The sequence below is a fragment of the Streptomyces sp. NBC_00322 genome, assembly GCF_036147535.1.
Classification (GTDB): Bacteria; Actinomycetota; Actinomycetes; order Streptomycetales; family Streptomycetaceae; genus Streptomyces.
The window spans coordinates 6154545-6169199 of the sequence record NZ_CP108019.1 but is presented as its reverse complement, the minus strand read 5'-3'; the positions used below and the strand labels follow the sequence as shown (position 1 = coordinate 6169199).

Annotated in this window: 17 protein-coding genes and 2 pseudogenes; 8 read left to right on the top strand and 11 right to left on the bottom strand. The window is 68.1% G+C overall.

Features of this window, described 5'->3' with window-relative positions:
• Positions 1-41: 41 nt before the first annotated feature.
• Positions 42-1199 (bottom strand): serine hydrolase domain-containing protein, encoded by a 1158-nt coding sequence (locus OG905_RS28235; RefSeq protein WP_328678259.1) that lies wholly within the window; start codon positions 1197-1199, stop codon positions 42-44.
• A 366-nt stretch (positions 1200-1565) separates the two neighbouring features.
• Between OG905_RS28235 and OG905_RS28230 the strand changes: the two are divergent.
• Positions 1566-2569, top strand: a pseudogene (locus tag OG905_RS28230) (IS5 family transposase).
• Between the two features lie 19 nt (positions 2570-2588).
• Here OG905_RS28230 and OG905_RS28225 read toward each other — a convergent pair.
• Positions 2589-3299 (bottom strand): glycoside hydrolase family 75 protein, encoded by a 711-nt coding sequence (locus OG905_RS28225; RefSeq protein ID WP_328678258.1) that lies wholly within the window; start codon positions 3297-3299, stop codon positions 2589-2591.
• 172 nt (positions 3300-3471) lie between these two features.
• Between OG905_RS28225 and OG905_RS28220 the strand changes: the two genes are divergently transcribed.
• Both OG905_RS28220 and OG905_RS28215 read left to right on the top strand, forming a co-directional pair.
• On the top strand, positions 3472-3825 hold the full coding sequence (locus tag OG905_RS28220; RefSeq protein WP_328678256.1) for an ArsR/SmtB family transcription factor: 354 nt from the start codon (positions 3472-3474) through the stop codon (positions 3823-3825).
• Positions 3806-4294, top strand: a complete 489-nt coding sequence (locus OG905_RS28215) for an SRPBCC family protein (RefSeq protein WP_328678255.1) — start codon at positions 3806-3808, stop codon at positions 4292-4294. Before OG905_RS28220 ends, OG905_RS28215 begins: the two co-directional genes overlap by 20 nt.
• A 37-nt stretch (positions 4295-4331) precedes the next feature.
• Here the strand turns inward: OG905_RS28215 and OG905_RS28210 are convergent.
• From OG905_RS28210 to OG905_RS28190, 5 genes and pseudogenes are all read right to left on the bottom strand, one after another.
• Positions 4332-4448 (bottom strand): annotated as a pseudogene (locus OG905_RS28210) (glycosyltransferase family 2 protein); the annotation flags it as partial.
• Positions 4449-4653: 205 nt separating this feature from the next.
• Positions 4654-5379 carry a tyrosine-protein phosphatase gene (locus OG905_RS28205; RefSeq protein ID WP_328678254.1) on the bottom strand — a complete coding sequence of 242 codons (726 nt, stop codon included), beginning with the start codon at positions 5377-5379 and terminating at the stop codon, positions 4654-4656.
• Positions 5380-5609: 230 nt separating this feature from the next.
• A complete protein-coding gene (locus tag OG905_RS28200) occupies positions 5610-6008 on the bottom strand; it encodes a YybH family protein (protein ID WP_328678252.1) in 399 nt (132 codons plus the stop codon).
• Between the two features lie 147 nt (positions 6009-6155).
• Entirely contained in the window at positions 6156-6650 is a 495-nt protein-coding gene (locus tag OG905_RS28195) for a hypothetical protein (RefSeq protein ID WP_328678250.1), read from the bottom strand.
• A gap of 193 nt (positions 6651-6843) precedes the next feature.
• A complete protein-coding gene (locus OG905_RS28190) occupies positions 6844-7011 on the bottom strand; it encodes an alpha/beta hydrolase (protein WP_328682649.1) in 168 nt (55 codons plus the stop codon).
• 253 nt (positions 7012-7264) lie between these two features.
• Here OG905_RS28190 and OG905_RS28185 point away from each other — a divergent pair, with 253 nt between their 5' ends.
• From OG905_RS28185 to OG905_RS28170, 4 genes are all read left to right on the top strand, one after another.
• On the top strand, positions 7265-8668 hold the full coding sequence (locus OG905_RS28185; protein ID WP_328678248.1) for an MFS transporter: 1404 nt from the start codon (positions 7265-7267) through the stop codon (positions 8666-8668).
• A 248-nt stretch (positions 8669-8916) separates the two neighbouring features.
• Positions 8917-10470, top strand: coding sequence for a serine/threonine-protein kinase (locus OG905_RS28180; protein WP_328678246.1), 1554 nt, complete (start codon positions 8917-8919; stop codon positions 10468-10470).
• Positions 10471-10491: 21 nt separating this feature from the next.
• Positions 10492-10758, top strand: a complete 267-nt coding sequence (locus OG905_RS28175) for a hypothetical protein (protein ID WP_328678244.1) — start codon at positions 10492-10494, stop codon at positions 10756-10758.
• Between the two features lie 260 nt (positions 10759-11018).
• Positions 11019-11288, top strand: coding sequence for a hypothetical protein (locus OG905_RS28170; protein ID WP_328678242.1), 270 nt, complete (start codon positions 11019-11021; stop codon positions 11286-11288).
• Between the two features lie 28 nt (positions 11289-11316).
• Here the strand turns inward: OG905_RS28170 and OG905_RS28165 are convergent, their stop codons facing one another.
• The 4 genes from OG905_RS28165 to OG905_RS28150 form a co-directional block, all read right to left on the bottom strand.
• A complete protein-coding gene (locus OG905_RS28165; protein ID WP_328678240.1) occupies positions 11317-11487 on the bottom strand; it encodes a hypothetical protein in 171 nt (56 codons plus the stop codon).
• Between the two features lie 357 nt (positions 11488-11844).
• Positions 11845-12363 carry a hypothetical protein gene (locus tag OG905_RS28160; RefSeq protein WP_328678237.1) on the bottom strand — a complete coding sequence of 173 codons (519 nt, stop codon included), beginning with the start codon at positions 12361-12363 and terminating at the stop codon, positions 11845-11847.
• A 655-nt stretch (positions 12364-13018) separates the two neighbouring features.
• Positions 13019-13189: a hypothetical protein gene (locus OG905_RS28155; RefSeq protein WP_328678235.1), complete on the bottom strand. Its 171-nt coding sequence runs from the start codon at positions 13187-13189 to the stop codon at positions 13019-13021.
• Positions 13190-13225: 36 nt separating this feature from the next.
• Positions 13226-13582, bottom strand: a complete 357-nt coding sequence (locus tag OG905_RS28150; RefSeq protein WP_328678233.1) for a PRC-barrel domain-containing protein — start codon at positions 13580-13582, stop codon at positions 13226-13228.
• A gap of 165 nt (positions 13583-13747) precedes the next feature.
• On the opposite strand from OG905_RS28150, the gene OG905_RS28145 reads away from it, so the two are divergent.
• Positions 13748-14581 carry a YhjD/YihY/BrkB family envelope integrity protein gene (locus OG905_RS28145; protein WP_328678231.1) on the top strand — a complete coding sequence of 278 codons (834 nt, stop codon included), beginning with the start codon at positions 13748-13750 and terminating at the stop codon, positions 14579-14581.
• Positions 14582-14655 lie beyond the last annotated feature (74 nt).

Sequence of the window (14655 nt, the reverse complement as noted above, 5' to 3'; positions counted from 1 at the left end):
CGCGGGTGTGACAGTCGTCCGCGAAAGCGTCTCTGGGCTGGTCAGACCCCTGCCGCCGCCCGCACCACCGCCTGCGCCAGACGGTCGTTCTCCGCGGCTCCACCACCCGGCGGGTAGGCGAAGCGCCGGCGCACATAGCCGTACGCGACGCCGGATGCCGGGTCGGCGAAGCCCATCCCGCCCGCCGCGCCACTGTGGCCGAAGGCCTCCGGGCCGAGGAACGGATACCGCACGCCCATCGCCTCGAAGCCGAGACCGAAGTGGTCCACGTCGCCGGTGACCACGTCCGTGCCCACGGTGTGGAGGCGGCCGAACTCCGCGATCGTGTCCGGCTTCAGCAGGGGTGCCCGGCCGCCGGTCTCGCTGATGGCAGCCGCGTACATCCCCGCGACACCGCGCGCGCTCCCGACCCCGCCCCCCGACGCCTGGCCCAGTGCGCGTGCGTCACGCCTGTTGGCAAAGCGCACCAGGTCGGTCGGCGGCTTGGCGTGGGCGTTGAAGGCGATGCCCATCAGGCTGTCGCGCGCCGGCGCGTTGGCCACGAGATCGGCGAGCTGCTCGCGTGTGGGCTCCATCGGCTGGACGTCGAGCCAGCGCGCCTCGAGCGGTTCGGGCAGGCCGAGGTAGAAGTCGAGACCGTACGGAACCCTGATCCGCTCCTCGAAGAGCTCCTGGATCGACTGCCCGGTGACCCGGCGCACCACCTCGCCGGTGAGGGCGGCGATCACCAGGGCGTGATAGCCGTACGCCGTGCCGGGCTCCCAGAACGGGCGCTGACCCGCCAGCCGTTCGGCGATCAGCCGGTCATCTGCGAGCTCCGCCTTGCTGAGGCCGCCGTCCGCGCCGATCACCCCGGACTGGTGCGTGAGCAGCTGCCGCAGGGTGAGTGCACCCTTGCCCTCGGCCGCGAACTCCGGCCAGTAGTGGGCGACTTCGCGGTCCAGCTCCAGCGTCCCCTCCTGCACCAGCAGCGCCACGATCAGATGCGCCGCGCCCTTGGTGACGGAGTAGACGGCGGTGAGCGAGTCGCACTCCATGCCCTCCCCGGCCCACAGGTCGACGACCTGCCGCCCGTCGACACAGGCCGCGAGCTGCACTCCGGACGTGGTGATCCCCTCGTCGAATACGGCTGCGAATTCCTCCCGCACGGCCTCGAAGCCTTCGGCCACGGTCCCCTGCACGCCGGCTTGGGCGGTCATGCGTCCTCCCCAGTGATCCGCTGTACGTTGATCCGCTGTACGTTCCGCGCGTCGCCGGCAACATACGCCACGCCGCCTGCCGCGTCCGGCAGTTCAAGACCTCGGGTCGGCCTCGTCGGCTGTCACGGTACGACCCGGGCCGGACCCGCGGCAGCCGATCACGGCGGCGACGGTCGCGACGACCAGCAGGACGGCGACCGTACGAAGCCCGACGCCCGTCGCGGAGGTGAACTCCCCGGTCCGGGCCCGGCTTTGAGGCGTACCGGCCCGCAGGGAACCGCTGCTTGTCCTAGGGCGTGTGTGACGTCGTGATCAATCTTGCCGATCCGGATTCGTTTGGAAGCCGGATCCGGTAGGAAGACGATCGTGACGCGCAGGCAACTCACCGACGAGCAGTGGAAGTTGATCGAGCCGTTCCTGCCGATAGGCGAGTACGGCCCGTACCCCGAGCGGCTGCGTGAGCAGTTCGAGGGGGTGATCTGGCGGTTCCGCACCAGCAGTCAGTGGCGGGAGATGCCGGGCGAGTTCGGCCCGTGGCCGACGGTCTACGGCCGCTTCCGGGTCTGGAGGGACGCCGGCGTCTTCACCGCGCTGCTGGAAGGCGTGATCGCTGAAGCCGCCCGCCAGGGGCAGACGGACTTGTCCCTGGTCAGCGTGGACTCCACCACCGCCCGCGCCCACCACGACGCCGCCGGGATGTGCATCGGCAAGGAGGTCATGGAGGCCCTCGAGGAAGCCGCCGCTGACCAGGAACGGCCCCGGCAAAAGGGGGCGGCCCGCCGGAACAGAACGGACAGGACGGAAGGGACGCCCCCGGCCAGGACGAGCGGCGGCACATCAGGCGACGGCGCAAGCTCCGCTTGAAGGAAGCCCTGCTCGGCAGGTCCCGTGGCGGGTTGACCAGCAAGGTTCATCTCGCCGCTGACCCCAAGTGCCGTCCGTTGTCGTTCGTCCTGACCGCAGGACAGGCCGCCGACAGCCCGCAGTTCGTCCCCGTGCTGCAGAAGGTGCGGGTCCGTCTACCGGTCGGCCGTCCCCGGACCCGGCCTGACGCTGTCGCCGCGGACAAGGCCTACTCATCCCGCGCCAACCGCGCTTACCTGCGGAAACGCAACATCAAGGCAGTCATCCCGGAGAAGAAGGACCAGGCCGCCAACCGAAAGAAGAAAGGCAGCCGGGGCGGCCGGCCCACACGCCACGACGCCGAACTCTACAAGGGGCGGAACACCGTCGAGCGCCTGATCAACAAGCTGAAAGCCTGGCGGGGCATCGCAACTCGATACGACAAGACACCCGAGAGCTACCTCGCCGGCCTCCACCTCCGCGCCTCCATGATCTGGATCAACGACCTGCTGAAGGCAACTGATTGATCACGACGTCACACAGGCCCTAGTTCTCCTGCAGGAACTTCTTGGCGAGGGAATCGCCGAGGCTCACCGCGGCGCTGTGGCTCTCGATGGGCGAGACCTTGGAGTTCTTGAACAGGATGTACGTGACTCCGGACTCCGCACCGCCGGTCTCGGGGTCCGGGTCGATACCCAACGCCTTGGCCGTGGCGTACGAGGCCTCGCCGATGATCTTGTTGGGGCCGGTGTCGCCGACGACGGCGTACTCGACCTTGTTGTTGTAGATGACGGCGACGACACCGCCGCCCTTGATCCCGGCGCCGGCGTAGTTCCAGATGCCGCTGCTGCTCGGCACCACGACGTACGGCAGCTTCTCGGCGTTGAGGGGCTTGCCGTTGGACTGGTGGAACGCGGTGTCGTCCTGGAACCAGGGGTCGGTGTCGGCGTTGCACTTGCTGGTGACCTGGCCGTCGCAGTCGATGTCCATGTCCGCCTTCCAGAACACCGCGCCGTTCTTCCCGCAGACCGGGATGTTCGCGGACGTCTCGGTGTCCGACTTGTACTTGCCGTTGGATATCTGCGAACAGCTCTTGACCTTGGCCAGCAGGTCGGCCGCGCTGACCGAGCCCTCTCGGGTGCCGAGGGTCCCCGAACCGGCCGAGGCTTGGTGGGTGTTGGCGGTCGCGGGCAGGGCGGCGGTGGCGAGGAGAGCGGCGCCGGAAGCGGCGGCGATCGCTAACGCACGAGTACGCATGGGGGTGGGCCTCTCTGTTAGGAAAGTTTCCTTACGTGGTCGCGGTCAAATGTGATCCCTTTGCATGACCGCGTCAACCCCTGCGTCCACCACGCCCTCCCGAGGCTTGACAGCGCGTGGCCCGAGGGGCATGCTCAACCTATCGGTTAAACAACTAGATGGTTGATTACAGATGCCAGACGACCCGCTCAGCACCACCTTCGGAGCCCTCGCCGACCCGACCCGCCGAGCCATCCTGGCGCGCCTCGCCGACGGCGCGGCGACGGTGAACGAGCTGGCCGAGCCGTTCGACATCAGCCTGCAGGCCATCTCCAAGCACCTGAAGGTGCTCGAACGCGCCGGCCTGATCACGAGGGGCCGTGACGCCCAGTACCGGCCCTGCCAACTGCGGGCCGGCCCGCTCAAAGACGTCACCGCGTGGTTGGAGCGCTATCGCAGCTTCTGGGAGGAGAGTTTCGGCCAGCTCGACGAGTACCTGATCGATCTTCAGGAAAGGCAGCGGAACAATGACATCGAAAGCCAGTGAGCACCCGACGACGCTGACCACCCCGTCGGACCGAGAGCTCGTCATCACGCGCGTCTTCGACGCCCCGCGCAGCCTCGTCTTCGAGGCTTGGACCAAGCCCGAGCACGTTCGCCAGTGGTACGGCCTGCGCTCGCTGACGACGTCCGTCTGCGAGATCGACTTCCGCCCGGGCGGCGCGTGGCGCTGGGGCCAGACGGGACCCGACGGAAACGCCGTCGTGTTCTCGGGTGAGTACAAGGAGATCGTGCCGCCGGAGCGCATCGTCTACACGGAAATCTTCGAACAGATGCCGGGCCCCGCGGTCCTGACCACCCTCACCTTCGAGGAGAAAGACGGCCGGACGACCCTGACCAGCACCTCGGTCTGGCCCTCGGCGGAGACCCTCGCCGGAGCCATTGCCATGGGCATGGAGGCGGGAGTGGTCGAGACGTACGAACGCCTCGACGAGCACCTGCGGACGATGGCCTGAGGGCGGGGCGGGGACGCGGGCGGGGCGCTGGAGGCGTCACGACGACACGGGCAGCGGGTTCGTCCTGCTTGGTCACCGAATCGAGGAGGGCCCGCAGTTCGGCGGGCCGGGTTCCCATGGTCAGTACGGCCACACCCACGCGCGGTCGGGTCACGTCCAGATCACTCCAGCTCTCGGCGCCTGCAGAAGGGACCGATGCTAGAGGAATGGCAGCGCCGGAACATTCCGGAAGAGGTAGACACTCTCGTGGCGGCGGTTCCGTTCAACTCTGCTACCCGGCGGCGCAGTTGAAACTTCAGGACCGGCTCCCACACGGTCACCCAGCTGTTGCCGCCGCCGTCGGAACAGGATCGCGAGGCTCAGTCCAGCAGCCGCGCGCGCAGTCGGGAGATCAAGGGCTCGTCGACGCCGAGCTGCTTGACCGCGTACTCGTGCACCGAGCCGTACGTGGCTGCAAGGTCGGCCAGGAACAGCCGCATGATCTCTTCCGGTGCTCGCCCGTAGCCGGGCCACTTCAGTGTCCGGGTCGGGTTGGCCGCCTCCCAGTCCGAGATCAGGCGGTCCGTGGCCAGCTCGGTGAGTGCGAAGTCCGCGGCGATGTCGTCCTCGTCCACGCCCAGGAGCGAGAGCACCAGGCCGGCCAGCAGCCCGGTGCGGTCTTTGCCCGAGGCACAGTGGAAGACCTGCGGGGCGCTCTCGGCGGCAATGAGTTCAAGCGCCTGCCGAAGTTCCTCGGCGCCGTCGAGGGCGACCTCCGCGTACCGGTCGGCGAGGAAGCGCCAGGGGTCGAGGCCGGGGTCGATCTCCGCCTGGTCGTACGGGCGATGCTCCACACTGAGGTTGGCATAGGTCATCCCGTCGGCTTCGGATACCCGGCCCTTGGCCTCGATCTCCCACGGGTAGCGCAGATCGATCACTGTGCGCACGCCCAGGGAAAGGAAGCGGTCCCAGTCGGCTCCCTGGAGCTTGGAGAGCGAGTCGGACCGGTACAGGCGGCCCCATCGCACGGTGTGGCCGTTGTGGGTGCGATAGCCGCCCAGGTCGCGGAAGTTGTGCAGGCGCTCGAAATCTATGTGTCGTCTCACCTCGGACACCCTACGAAATCCCCCGCGGTCACCGGCCGCCGTGGAGCGCGTCAACTGGCCACTGTCAACGGGCCCTTGGCGTGCTCAAGCGCAACGAGATCCCCGAACCGGTTCGTGCAGAGCCGGTGTGCCGATTCTCATCCGGGGCCGAACATGACGGCTGTCGCGAGGAAGACGCTGCCCACGCCGAGGGAAAAGGCCAGGACTGTTCCGTTCGGCGGCCGTTTCCGTCAGTCTTTGGACGGGAACGAATGGTGTTCGTGCGCCACGACCCACCTTCCGCGTTCCTTACGTAGCCCGACCGTCAGGCGCAGGCGGTTCTCGGGGTCCTCCTGCAACTCCTGGGGAGTGCCGCAGCGCAGCAACGCGTACGCGAATGCGACGTCGTCGCCCGCCGTGACCTCAAGCGAGACGATCTCGAAGGAGGCGCCCTTCCGCTGCCACGTGAAGAAGGGCGGCCAGGTCTCCCGGTAGGGGCCGATGCCCCGCACCCCGTCACTCGGCGGCGGCACATCGAACATCACGATGTCCTCGGCGTGATCAGCGAGAACACCGTCCATATCACCGGCGTGCACCGCCTGCGCCCAGCGTTCGATCAATGTCCGGATCTGCGTCGCATCGTCAACCACGGCTCCGCCCTCCAGGATGCCGCCCGTGGGCGGGGTTCTTCGAGTACGTACACAGTGGGGACCGCAGCGACGACCGGAACTCATCGCTCTCGAAACGGCTCCCCCGTGGATCCGACTGTCCGGCGCGGTTGTGCACGCCCTTGACCGTCAGCCTCGGCCCAGCCGGGTTCGCGAACCCACCCGCCCAGGCATAGCCAGTTCGGCCCGGAGCGCGTCTTCCAGCGCTGAAAGGCCATCCTCCACGCCCTGGAGCGGCCATTCGTCCGTCGTTGAGGTGCTCTCAGAGATCACGGCCTGGCCGCGAAGCAGGGCACGATGCACCTCACTCACAGCAGAACGAACCTCGTCGCCGGATATCAGGGACGCCTCGACGATCCACTTATAAGCGGCCGACCGGTTCTCGGACAGCTTCCCGTCGTCCTCGCCCTTCACGATGGAGGCAAGGGAGTCGTGCCAGCCGTAGAGCCTGATCAAAAGGTCCCTGTACAGGCCCTTCTTGTCATCCAGCCAGCGCACCTGTTCTGCGTGTGCTCGTTGCTCCTGCTGGATGCGTACCTGGCCGCGCTGAGCAAGCCACGCGCCCGCAAAGCCAGTTACAGCCCCCACCGTTGTGCCTGCAAGTCCGACCAGTGCTGCTTCCATGACTGCTTCCTAGCAGAAGACCGGCTCGGCAAGCAGAGAAAGATCAAGGTCGGTGGAGTCACGATGACCGCGTCAAGGGGCTCCAATGGTCGCGGTCCAGACGGTCCGGATACCGCTTGAAACCGGGATGCCGAGTCCGGCGCTCCACCTTCGGCACGATCGAGCCGACGGCCCGGCAACACATGCGTGCCGGTCAGCTTCCCCCGGAAGAGGCAGAGCGCGCGCTCGGCTCCGTGAAGGGCGGGGTGTCCTGTTCGCATGTGGCACCGCGAGGCGGGAGTACACCGCTGAGGAAGTAGCGGACCGCATGCCGGCCGACACAGCTGCTCGGATTGTCCAGAGCCGTGTGGCCGTACCCGATGCATGTGATCCGTCGTCAGTGCGCCGTCCGACGAACGTGGGTCGTTGACGGGATTGGCGAGGGCTAGCTGTATAGGGTCTTGGCAACCGTCCATTCTCGGCGAGGCCCGCCCTCCTGCCCGCCCACCCCGAATCAGACGGACTTTCCCGGCAGGCCGTAAGCGCAGACTTGGCCGATCATCAGGAGTGCTGTCGTGGGCCCCATAGAGACATCATCAGCGCCCGGAAGCCTCGGTTGGAACCGTGAGACAGCGATGCTGGCGCTCCTGTCCTTCGCCATGCTGATCGTTTCGCTCGACCAGTACATCGTGGTCGTGGCACTCCCCGACATCGCACGCGACCTCGGCTATTCCGCGCGGACGCTCCAGTCGGTCATCAGCGCCTACGCAGTAGCCTCGGCCGGCTTCCTGCTGTTCGGCGGGCGTGCCGCCGACCTGCTCGGACGACGCCGCATCCTGGCCACCGGCCTCGCGCTCTATGCCGGGTCAGCGCTCGCGGGAGGACTCGCGACCGGGCCCGGAATGCTCCTCGCCGCCCGCGCAGTGCAAGGTCTCGGCGGAGCCCTCGTCTTCCCCACCACCCTGGCACTCATCAACACCACCTTCGCCGAAGGCCGCGCCCGCAACCGCGCATTGGGAATCTGGGGAGGGTCGGGCGCGGCAGGACTCGTCATCGGTGTGCTGCTCGGCGGACTTCTGACGCAGGCGTTCGGCTGGGAAGCGGTCTTCCTCGTCAACGTCGCCCTGGCCGGCCCCGCGCTGCTGCTTGCCTTCGTATTGATCCCCCGGGACGGTGAACGCGAAAAGGGCCGCACGTTCGACCTCCCCGGTGCGCTCAGCGTCACTGTCGGCGTCACACTCATCGTTTTCGCCCTCGTGCAAGGCCCCGGACTGGGCTGGCTTTCGCCGGGCATCCTGGTCAGCGCAGTGGCGGGCCTGCTGCTGATCGGGGCTTTCTTCATCATCGAGCGGCACAGCGACGACCCGCTCATGCCACCCCAGCTGCTCTCCAACCCCAACCTGATCACCGGCGTCGTCATCGCGTTCATGTTCATGGCGACCTTCGGCTCCGTGCTCTACTTCCTGTCCCTCTACTTCCAGGAGGTTCTGGGCTACGACGCTCTGCAGACCGGCGCCGGCTTCCTCATCCCCACGGCAGTGGTGGTGGCCGGTTCCACAACCGCAGGCCAGTTCGTGACGCGGTTCGGTCTCAGGCGCACGCTGGCCGCGGCCCTCGCCGTCGGTGCGCTCGGTGCGCTCGCACTCGGCCTCGCGATCTCGCCGAACGGCACATACGTCGAACTCGTCCCCGGCCTCGTGGCGCTCAGCATCGGCGACGGGGTGGTCTTCACGACCATGTTCATCGCCGCCGCCACCGGAGTCCCCGACCGACAACAAGGCACCGCCTCCGGCATTGCCTCCACAGGCTCAGGCGCGGGCGCGGCTGTCGGCCTCGCCATCCTCGTCCTGGTGGCGACTGCGGGCCTCGACGGCCTCTCCGGTGAACAGCTTCGAGTCGCCACCGCCGACGGGATCAGCACCACACTCTTCGTCGTGGCAGGCGGAATCGTGCTGACCTTCCTCGTCGCGGTGAGCCGGTGCCCGACACCGCCCGAACCGTACCCCGCCCCCGTGCCGTACCAGACCCGTCGCTGCTGACAGCGTGCGGGACCTGGGGACGAGGAAAGCCGCACCGCCGTCGGTCGGCTCGGCCTTGGACCGCTCGCCGGCCGTCCATCTCTCGGCCGGTGACGGGTTCTCGAGCGCCGGAAGTCGTGGCCTGGGTGGTCGGTTGTGGGTGTGGCAGGTGATGCTTGGTGCGGACGTTATGGATGCGGCGCCTGGTCGGGCCGGTCCGGGGGCGGAACCTGGTTGGCAGTGTGCAGGTGTGAGGGGGCGGCGGGGGCGTGGAGTTGCTGGACGGGTCCGATCCGGGGGCTATTGGTGGTTATCCACTGCTGGCGCGGCTCGGTGAGGGCGGCATGGGGCGGGTGTATCTGTCCCGGACGGTGTCGGGGCGGCCGCTGGCGTTGAAGACGGTGCGTGCCGAGTTCGGGCGGGAGCCGGGGTTCGAGGAGCGGTTCGCGCGGGAAATCCGTAACAGCGACCGGGTGCGCTCCCCTTGGACCACCGCGGTGGTGGACTACAGCCCTGTGGGGCAGCGCCCGCAGTGGCTCGCCACGGAGTACGTGGCCGCGCCTTCGTTGGCGGAGTGGGTGCAGCGGTACGGCCGGTTGCCCGAGCGGTCCGTACTGGCTCTGGCGGCCGAGCTGTGCGGGGCGCTCGGGGCAGTACACGGGGCGGGGCTGGCCCACCGGGATGTCAAGCCGTCCAATGTGCTGTTGGGCCGCCGCAGTCCTTTGCTCATCGACTTCGGGATCGCGCGCGCGATGGAGGACTCGCGTCACACGAGGACCGGCGGCGTGATCGGTTCTCCGGGTTATCTGGCGCCGGAGCAGGCGAGTGCCGGGGGATCGGGTGCGCCGGGTGATGTCTTCTCCCTGGCCGCGGTGCTGGTGTACGCGGCGACCGGACTGGGCCCCTTTTCCCACCGGGACGAGGAGGTCTCGGCGGCGGTGTTGCTGTACCGCATCGTGCACGAGGAGCCGAACCTCGACGGGGTTCCGGCCGCCCTGGTCTCGCTGCTGCGGTCCTGCCTGGCCAAGAACCCGCAGCAGCGGCCTACGGTCGGCGCCATCGGCGCGCTGCTGGAACGCCTGGGCGGCCGGACCGGTACCTGGCCGCAGCTGCTGCCTGATGCGCTGGCGAGGGATCTCGCCGTGCGGGAGGAGGAGGCGCAGGCGTTGGTCTCCGCAGCAGCGCAACCGCCGCCTGTTGCGCCCGTGTCACCTGAGGCTGCGGACGGCCCGGCTTCTGACGGCGCAGGCGCCACCGCCCCGCCGGCTGCCGCTTCGTTGCGACGGCGGCTGTCCCGCCGTACCGCCTGGGTTGTCGCAGGGACCGTTACCGCGGCCCTGATCGCCACGGCGGGCACGCTCCTCGTGCAGCATTTCTCCGGCGATGAGGCATCCGGCGGGACGCCTTCGCCGTCGCCCACCGTCGCTTCTCTTCCCGCGACCTGGGCCGGTACATGGGTCGGCACCGGCCCGGGCACCCCCACCGCCGACGGCGTCACCCAGGCGCGGACCGGCCAGTTCGCCGTCACCCTGACCCTCCACCCGGCGCTGCGGGGTGAACTGGCGGGCAAGCAGGTCAGCAGGGTGACCGAGGTGGGCAGCGGCCGTGAGCTGGGCTGCACCGAGGCCCTGGAACTGCGGGAGGTACGCCGGACATCGATGGTCTTCGAGGCGGTCACCAGCCACCCCACCGACCAATCGGTCTCCGTCTCCTGCCCCACGGGCAATATCTACGTCGTCACGATGACCGGCCGCGACACTCTGGGCCTGGGCGACGAAGGTGCCCAGTCCGCCGGCGCGCCCTCCACCCTCACCCGGCGCTGACGGACGCGGCAGACTGCCGTCATGCGGATAGCAATGGCAGTGATGACGCTGGTCTTCGTGCTCGGGTTGGCCTCCGCGGTTGTCCACGCTCGTCAGGGCCGGTGGTGGACGGCCGGCTCGGTGATTCTTCCCAACCTCGGCATAGTGGCGATGCTGCTCGGCGGCGTGGAGCGGCAGAGCACGTCGCTCTTCTGGCTGGGATGCCTTTTCGTAGCGGCCGGCTTCGGCGCGGAGGCCATGGCCTGCTGGAGAACTCGAACTCTTCGGAGGGAGCAGGCGGGCCACTGACGGAGCGACGCGTCGATGTCGGTGGAGCCTGATTGGGCGACAACCGCTCGACGAGCTTGGGGGCCGTCGTGGCAGCGATGTCACCATGGGTTCAATTCCCGCACCCACCTCAGGTGATCGGCCCCTCACCAGGTAACTCGGTCAGGGGCCGTTCTCATTGGCGCTGTCCGCCGGCGACCGCTGATCCCCCTGTTTCCCGGCCGACCCCGTCTGGCCTGGTGACGACGACGGACTCCCTGGCCTGCTCCTATGCTTCGACCATGGCTCTATGGATGTCCTGGGAAGTCTCGCCGATCGCCTCGGCGGGTGAGGATGTGGGCGACATCGAGGGCGCTGTACAGGCTCTTGATCAGTCGGTGCAGCGGATTCAGGAACGAGCCATGTCCCCTAGGGACGCTGCGGTCCTGCATGAATCGGCGCGAGTCATACACGATCAGATGCTCAGCGATGGTCGCGCGGCCGTAGAACGGGGAGAGCGCTGGACGGCCAGGGTGGGAGAAGTCGAAGTGACGCTGATTCCGCGTATGTGATGGCCCCAAGGGCTGCTCGGCCTCTGGTTCATTCGGTGCTGCCCAGCGCGTTCATCGGGGTGGTGGTGCTCGTGGCGCGGCGGGCGGGCAGGAGGCCGGCTAGGGAGGTGAGGACTGCCAGGCCGGTGAAGACCAGCAGCAGTTGTCCTCCGGGCAGCCGCAGGGGTGCAGCAGCGCACCGCCCGCAGCGCCCAGTCACACGCTGGCACGACGCCCCCTCCCCCGCCCCCGCGGCTGGGTAACGAACAAGACCCAGGCTCCGATTTCGCGACCGGTGACCTGGGCCTTTCCTGCTTCCTACTGGTGGGCGCGGACGGCTTCGAACCGCCGACTTCTGCTTTGTAAGTCTGGTCCCACCCTCCAACCGAACGTCGCAGGTCAGCGGATCTACAGCGACGCTGCGCCTGCTTGCTGGCCGTGCACCTCCACACGCCAGGACTGACCGTGCTTGACCGCTCGATCTGGCACGGCTCTGGCACGTCGGCCGAGCCCTTCAATGCCCGGCGCGAGCCGGGAAGCAGCCCTCACCCGCGATGGGTAATTTCGGCACGCGTACTCAGTGCTTCAGGGCGACTTTGAGGACCACTATGAGGAGGCCGAGGGCCAGGTTGACCGCCCCGGCGGCCAGTATCAGACGGCCGGTCGCGCCCGCGCGGAGCGCCGCCATCGCCGCCCAGCCGACCTGACCGGCGATCGCGACGCCGAGGCCCAGCCACACGGTCCCTTCCGGTCCGAGCCCTAGCAGCGGACTAACAGCGACCGCAGCGGCCGGTGGGACCGCTGCCTTGACGATCGGCCACTCGGCTACACACACCCGCCGGATCTCCTGGCCGCTCATTGGCGCGTACGCGATCCTCTCCCCGAAGAGGCGGGCGAAAACATGCGCGGCCCAAAACACCACACCAGTGCAGAGCAGCAACAGAACAAGTTCCAAGCGCGGGAACGAACCGAGCGATCCGGCGCCGACCAACACCGAGGCGGCAAGCAATGAGCCGTACACGGCTCCCGTGTAGTCGACCCGTTTCGCGGTTGCAGTCCGCGGCGGTGGACCTTCCGATGAAGTCCGGCCTCTCATGCTTCCAGTGTCGCCACGGCCGGCCTCACGCTTCCACCTGAGGGTCCGGCTCCTTCCAGCTCACGACGGCCCTTAGCCGGTTCGAGCGGACCGGATGGGCGCACGACCTCTAGGTGTGCCGCAAGCGTGTCGCCCTGATCAGGGACGGCCGCGTCCGAGTCGCCGGAAGTGCTTCGGCTCGGCCGAAGGGCGAGTGCGACTGGTGTCCGTACCGTCGCGTTTCCGGCGTCGCTGACGGCTGAGCTTGCTGTGCATCTCGACCTATACGCCGAGTCGAGTCGTCACGACCTCCGGCACACGGGCAACACAACGACGCGTGAGCTGATGCAGCGCATGGGGCACTCCTCGGTTGGGGCCGCGCTGATCTATCAGCACCTGGTCAACGGACGGGATCATACGATCGCCGCTCACGTCGATGAACAGATCAAGAAGGTCCGGCCGACGGAGTCTGCCGCTGAGGGGCCCGAGGACGCATCTGGCACGCAAGTGGCACGACGCCTCGCTCCGGCCCGCATGGCACACGAACGATCAAGGCCCAGGCTCCCGCTTCGCTACCGGTGACCTGGGCCTTTGTCGTGCTTCCTACTGGTGGGCACGGACGGTTTCGAACCGCCGACATCTGCTTTGCAAGTTCGCTCAACCCGATAACACCGCGTTATCGGATGGGGCGGCGACCGGAGCGTCGGGACCAGCGCACGGCGATGAAGGCCACAGCAGCCACGAGAACCACGATGCCGATGATCAGCAGATAGTCCAGCCCCTCTGCCACCGCTCCGATGATTCCCAGCACGACGGCGACCAGAACGAGAAGCAGGAAGAGAGCCATGATGCGAACACCTCCTTCTGGCTGAGCTCCGGGCGGTCAGCGGCGCGCGAGTTGCCTCTCGCCGCCCGCACCCGACTGGTACGGCAGGTCGTAGTGCCGGAAGATCGCTTCCTCTGCCCCGGCGGGCAGGATGTCGTCCAGGCCGACCGAGGGCGCCTTCTTCACCAGCGCCTTGGCGTAGGAGACCTTGACATAGTCCGGCCCCAGGATGGCCTCGTCGAGGGGCACGAAGGCCAGTTGGTGGCGGGTGGGCAGTCCAGTGCGGACCGTGGCCATGGCCGGTTCGTCGGTGGTGGTGTCCACGTAGATCGCTTCGAGCGCGCCGATCTTGTGGCCCTTCGGGTCGACGACGTTGCGGTTGCGCCACTCACGGATATCGGCTGCATGGATCATGGTCTGTCCTCCTGAGCCGTTGATCCGGGCTGGTGCGAGCCGCCTTCACGGGCAGGCGCAGCCCGCTGAGCCCCGGTAGCCCGCCCCTTGTCCTGCCAGGCTATCGGGGAACCTCTGCGTCGCGCCCTCGCTCGGTAAGGGCTCCGGCCGTGGTAGTCGACAGGGATGCCGATGAAGCCTTCTGGTGCCGCGGACCGTTCATCCTGGTTCGGACGGCTGCGCCGCGTGATCAGCCGTTCACCAGTCGGGCGCGGATGGCGGCGGAGCAGCGAGATTGAGCTGTGGTCGCGTGCGCTGGGCTTCGCGGCGCTGGGGCTCCTCACCCTGGTGCCGCTGCTGATCATCGTCTCCTCCGCCGATCCCGAGCACGGGCGGGGGTTCGCGCAGTGGCTCGGCGAAGGGCTCGGCGTGTCGACCGCCTCCAGGACAGAGGTCGAGCAGTTGTTCACCCGGCCCGGCCAGGCGCTGCGGACCACGACCGCCTTCGGCGTTGCCGCCCTTGCCGTGTTCGGCCTGAGCTTCGGGGCTGCGGTGCAGACCGGCTACGAGAAGGTCTGGGATCTGCCGCCGGCCCGCTGGTGGGCCAGGTGGCGTCATGTGGTGTGGCTCGGCGTCCTCACCGGATACCTCTTCGTCTCCGCCACCACCACGCTGCGGCGCGAGCCCCTGGCGGGTGGGGCCGTCGCGTCGCTGAGCGCCCTCCTGCTCCTCTGGTGGTCTCAGCGATTGCTGCTCGGCGGGCGGATCCGCTGGCGTGCCCTGTTTCCCGGCGCGGTCGCCACCGTGATCGGGCTGCTCGGCCTGAGGGTCTTCTCCCGGCTCGTCTTCTCGCCGCTGATCGCATCCAACACCATCACCTACGGCCCCGTCGGAACCGTCCTGGTCATCCAGTCCTGGCTGGTCGGTGTCGGCGCCGTCGTCTTCGGCGGCGCCCTGGTCGGCCGCCTGCTACACGAGGAACTCCCGCGCATGGCACACGCACTGAGACGGCGAAGGTGAGTGATCAAGGGATCAGGCGCATCTTCTCAGCGCATGCAAATGGGCACTATCCCGCTTTCGTTGTGGGGGTACGA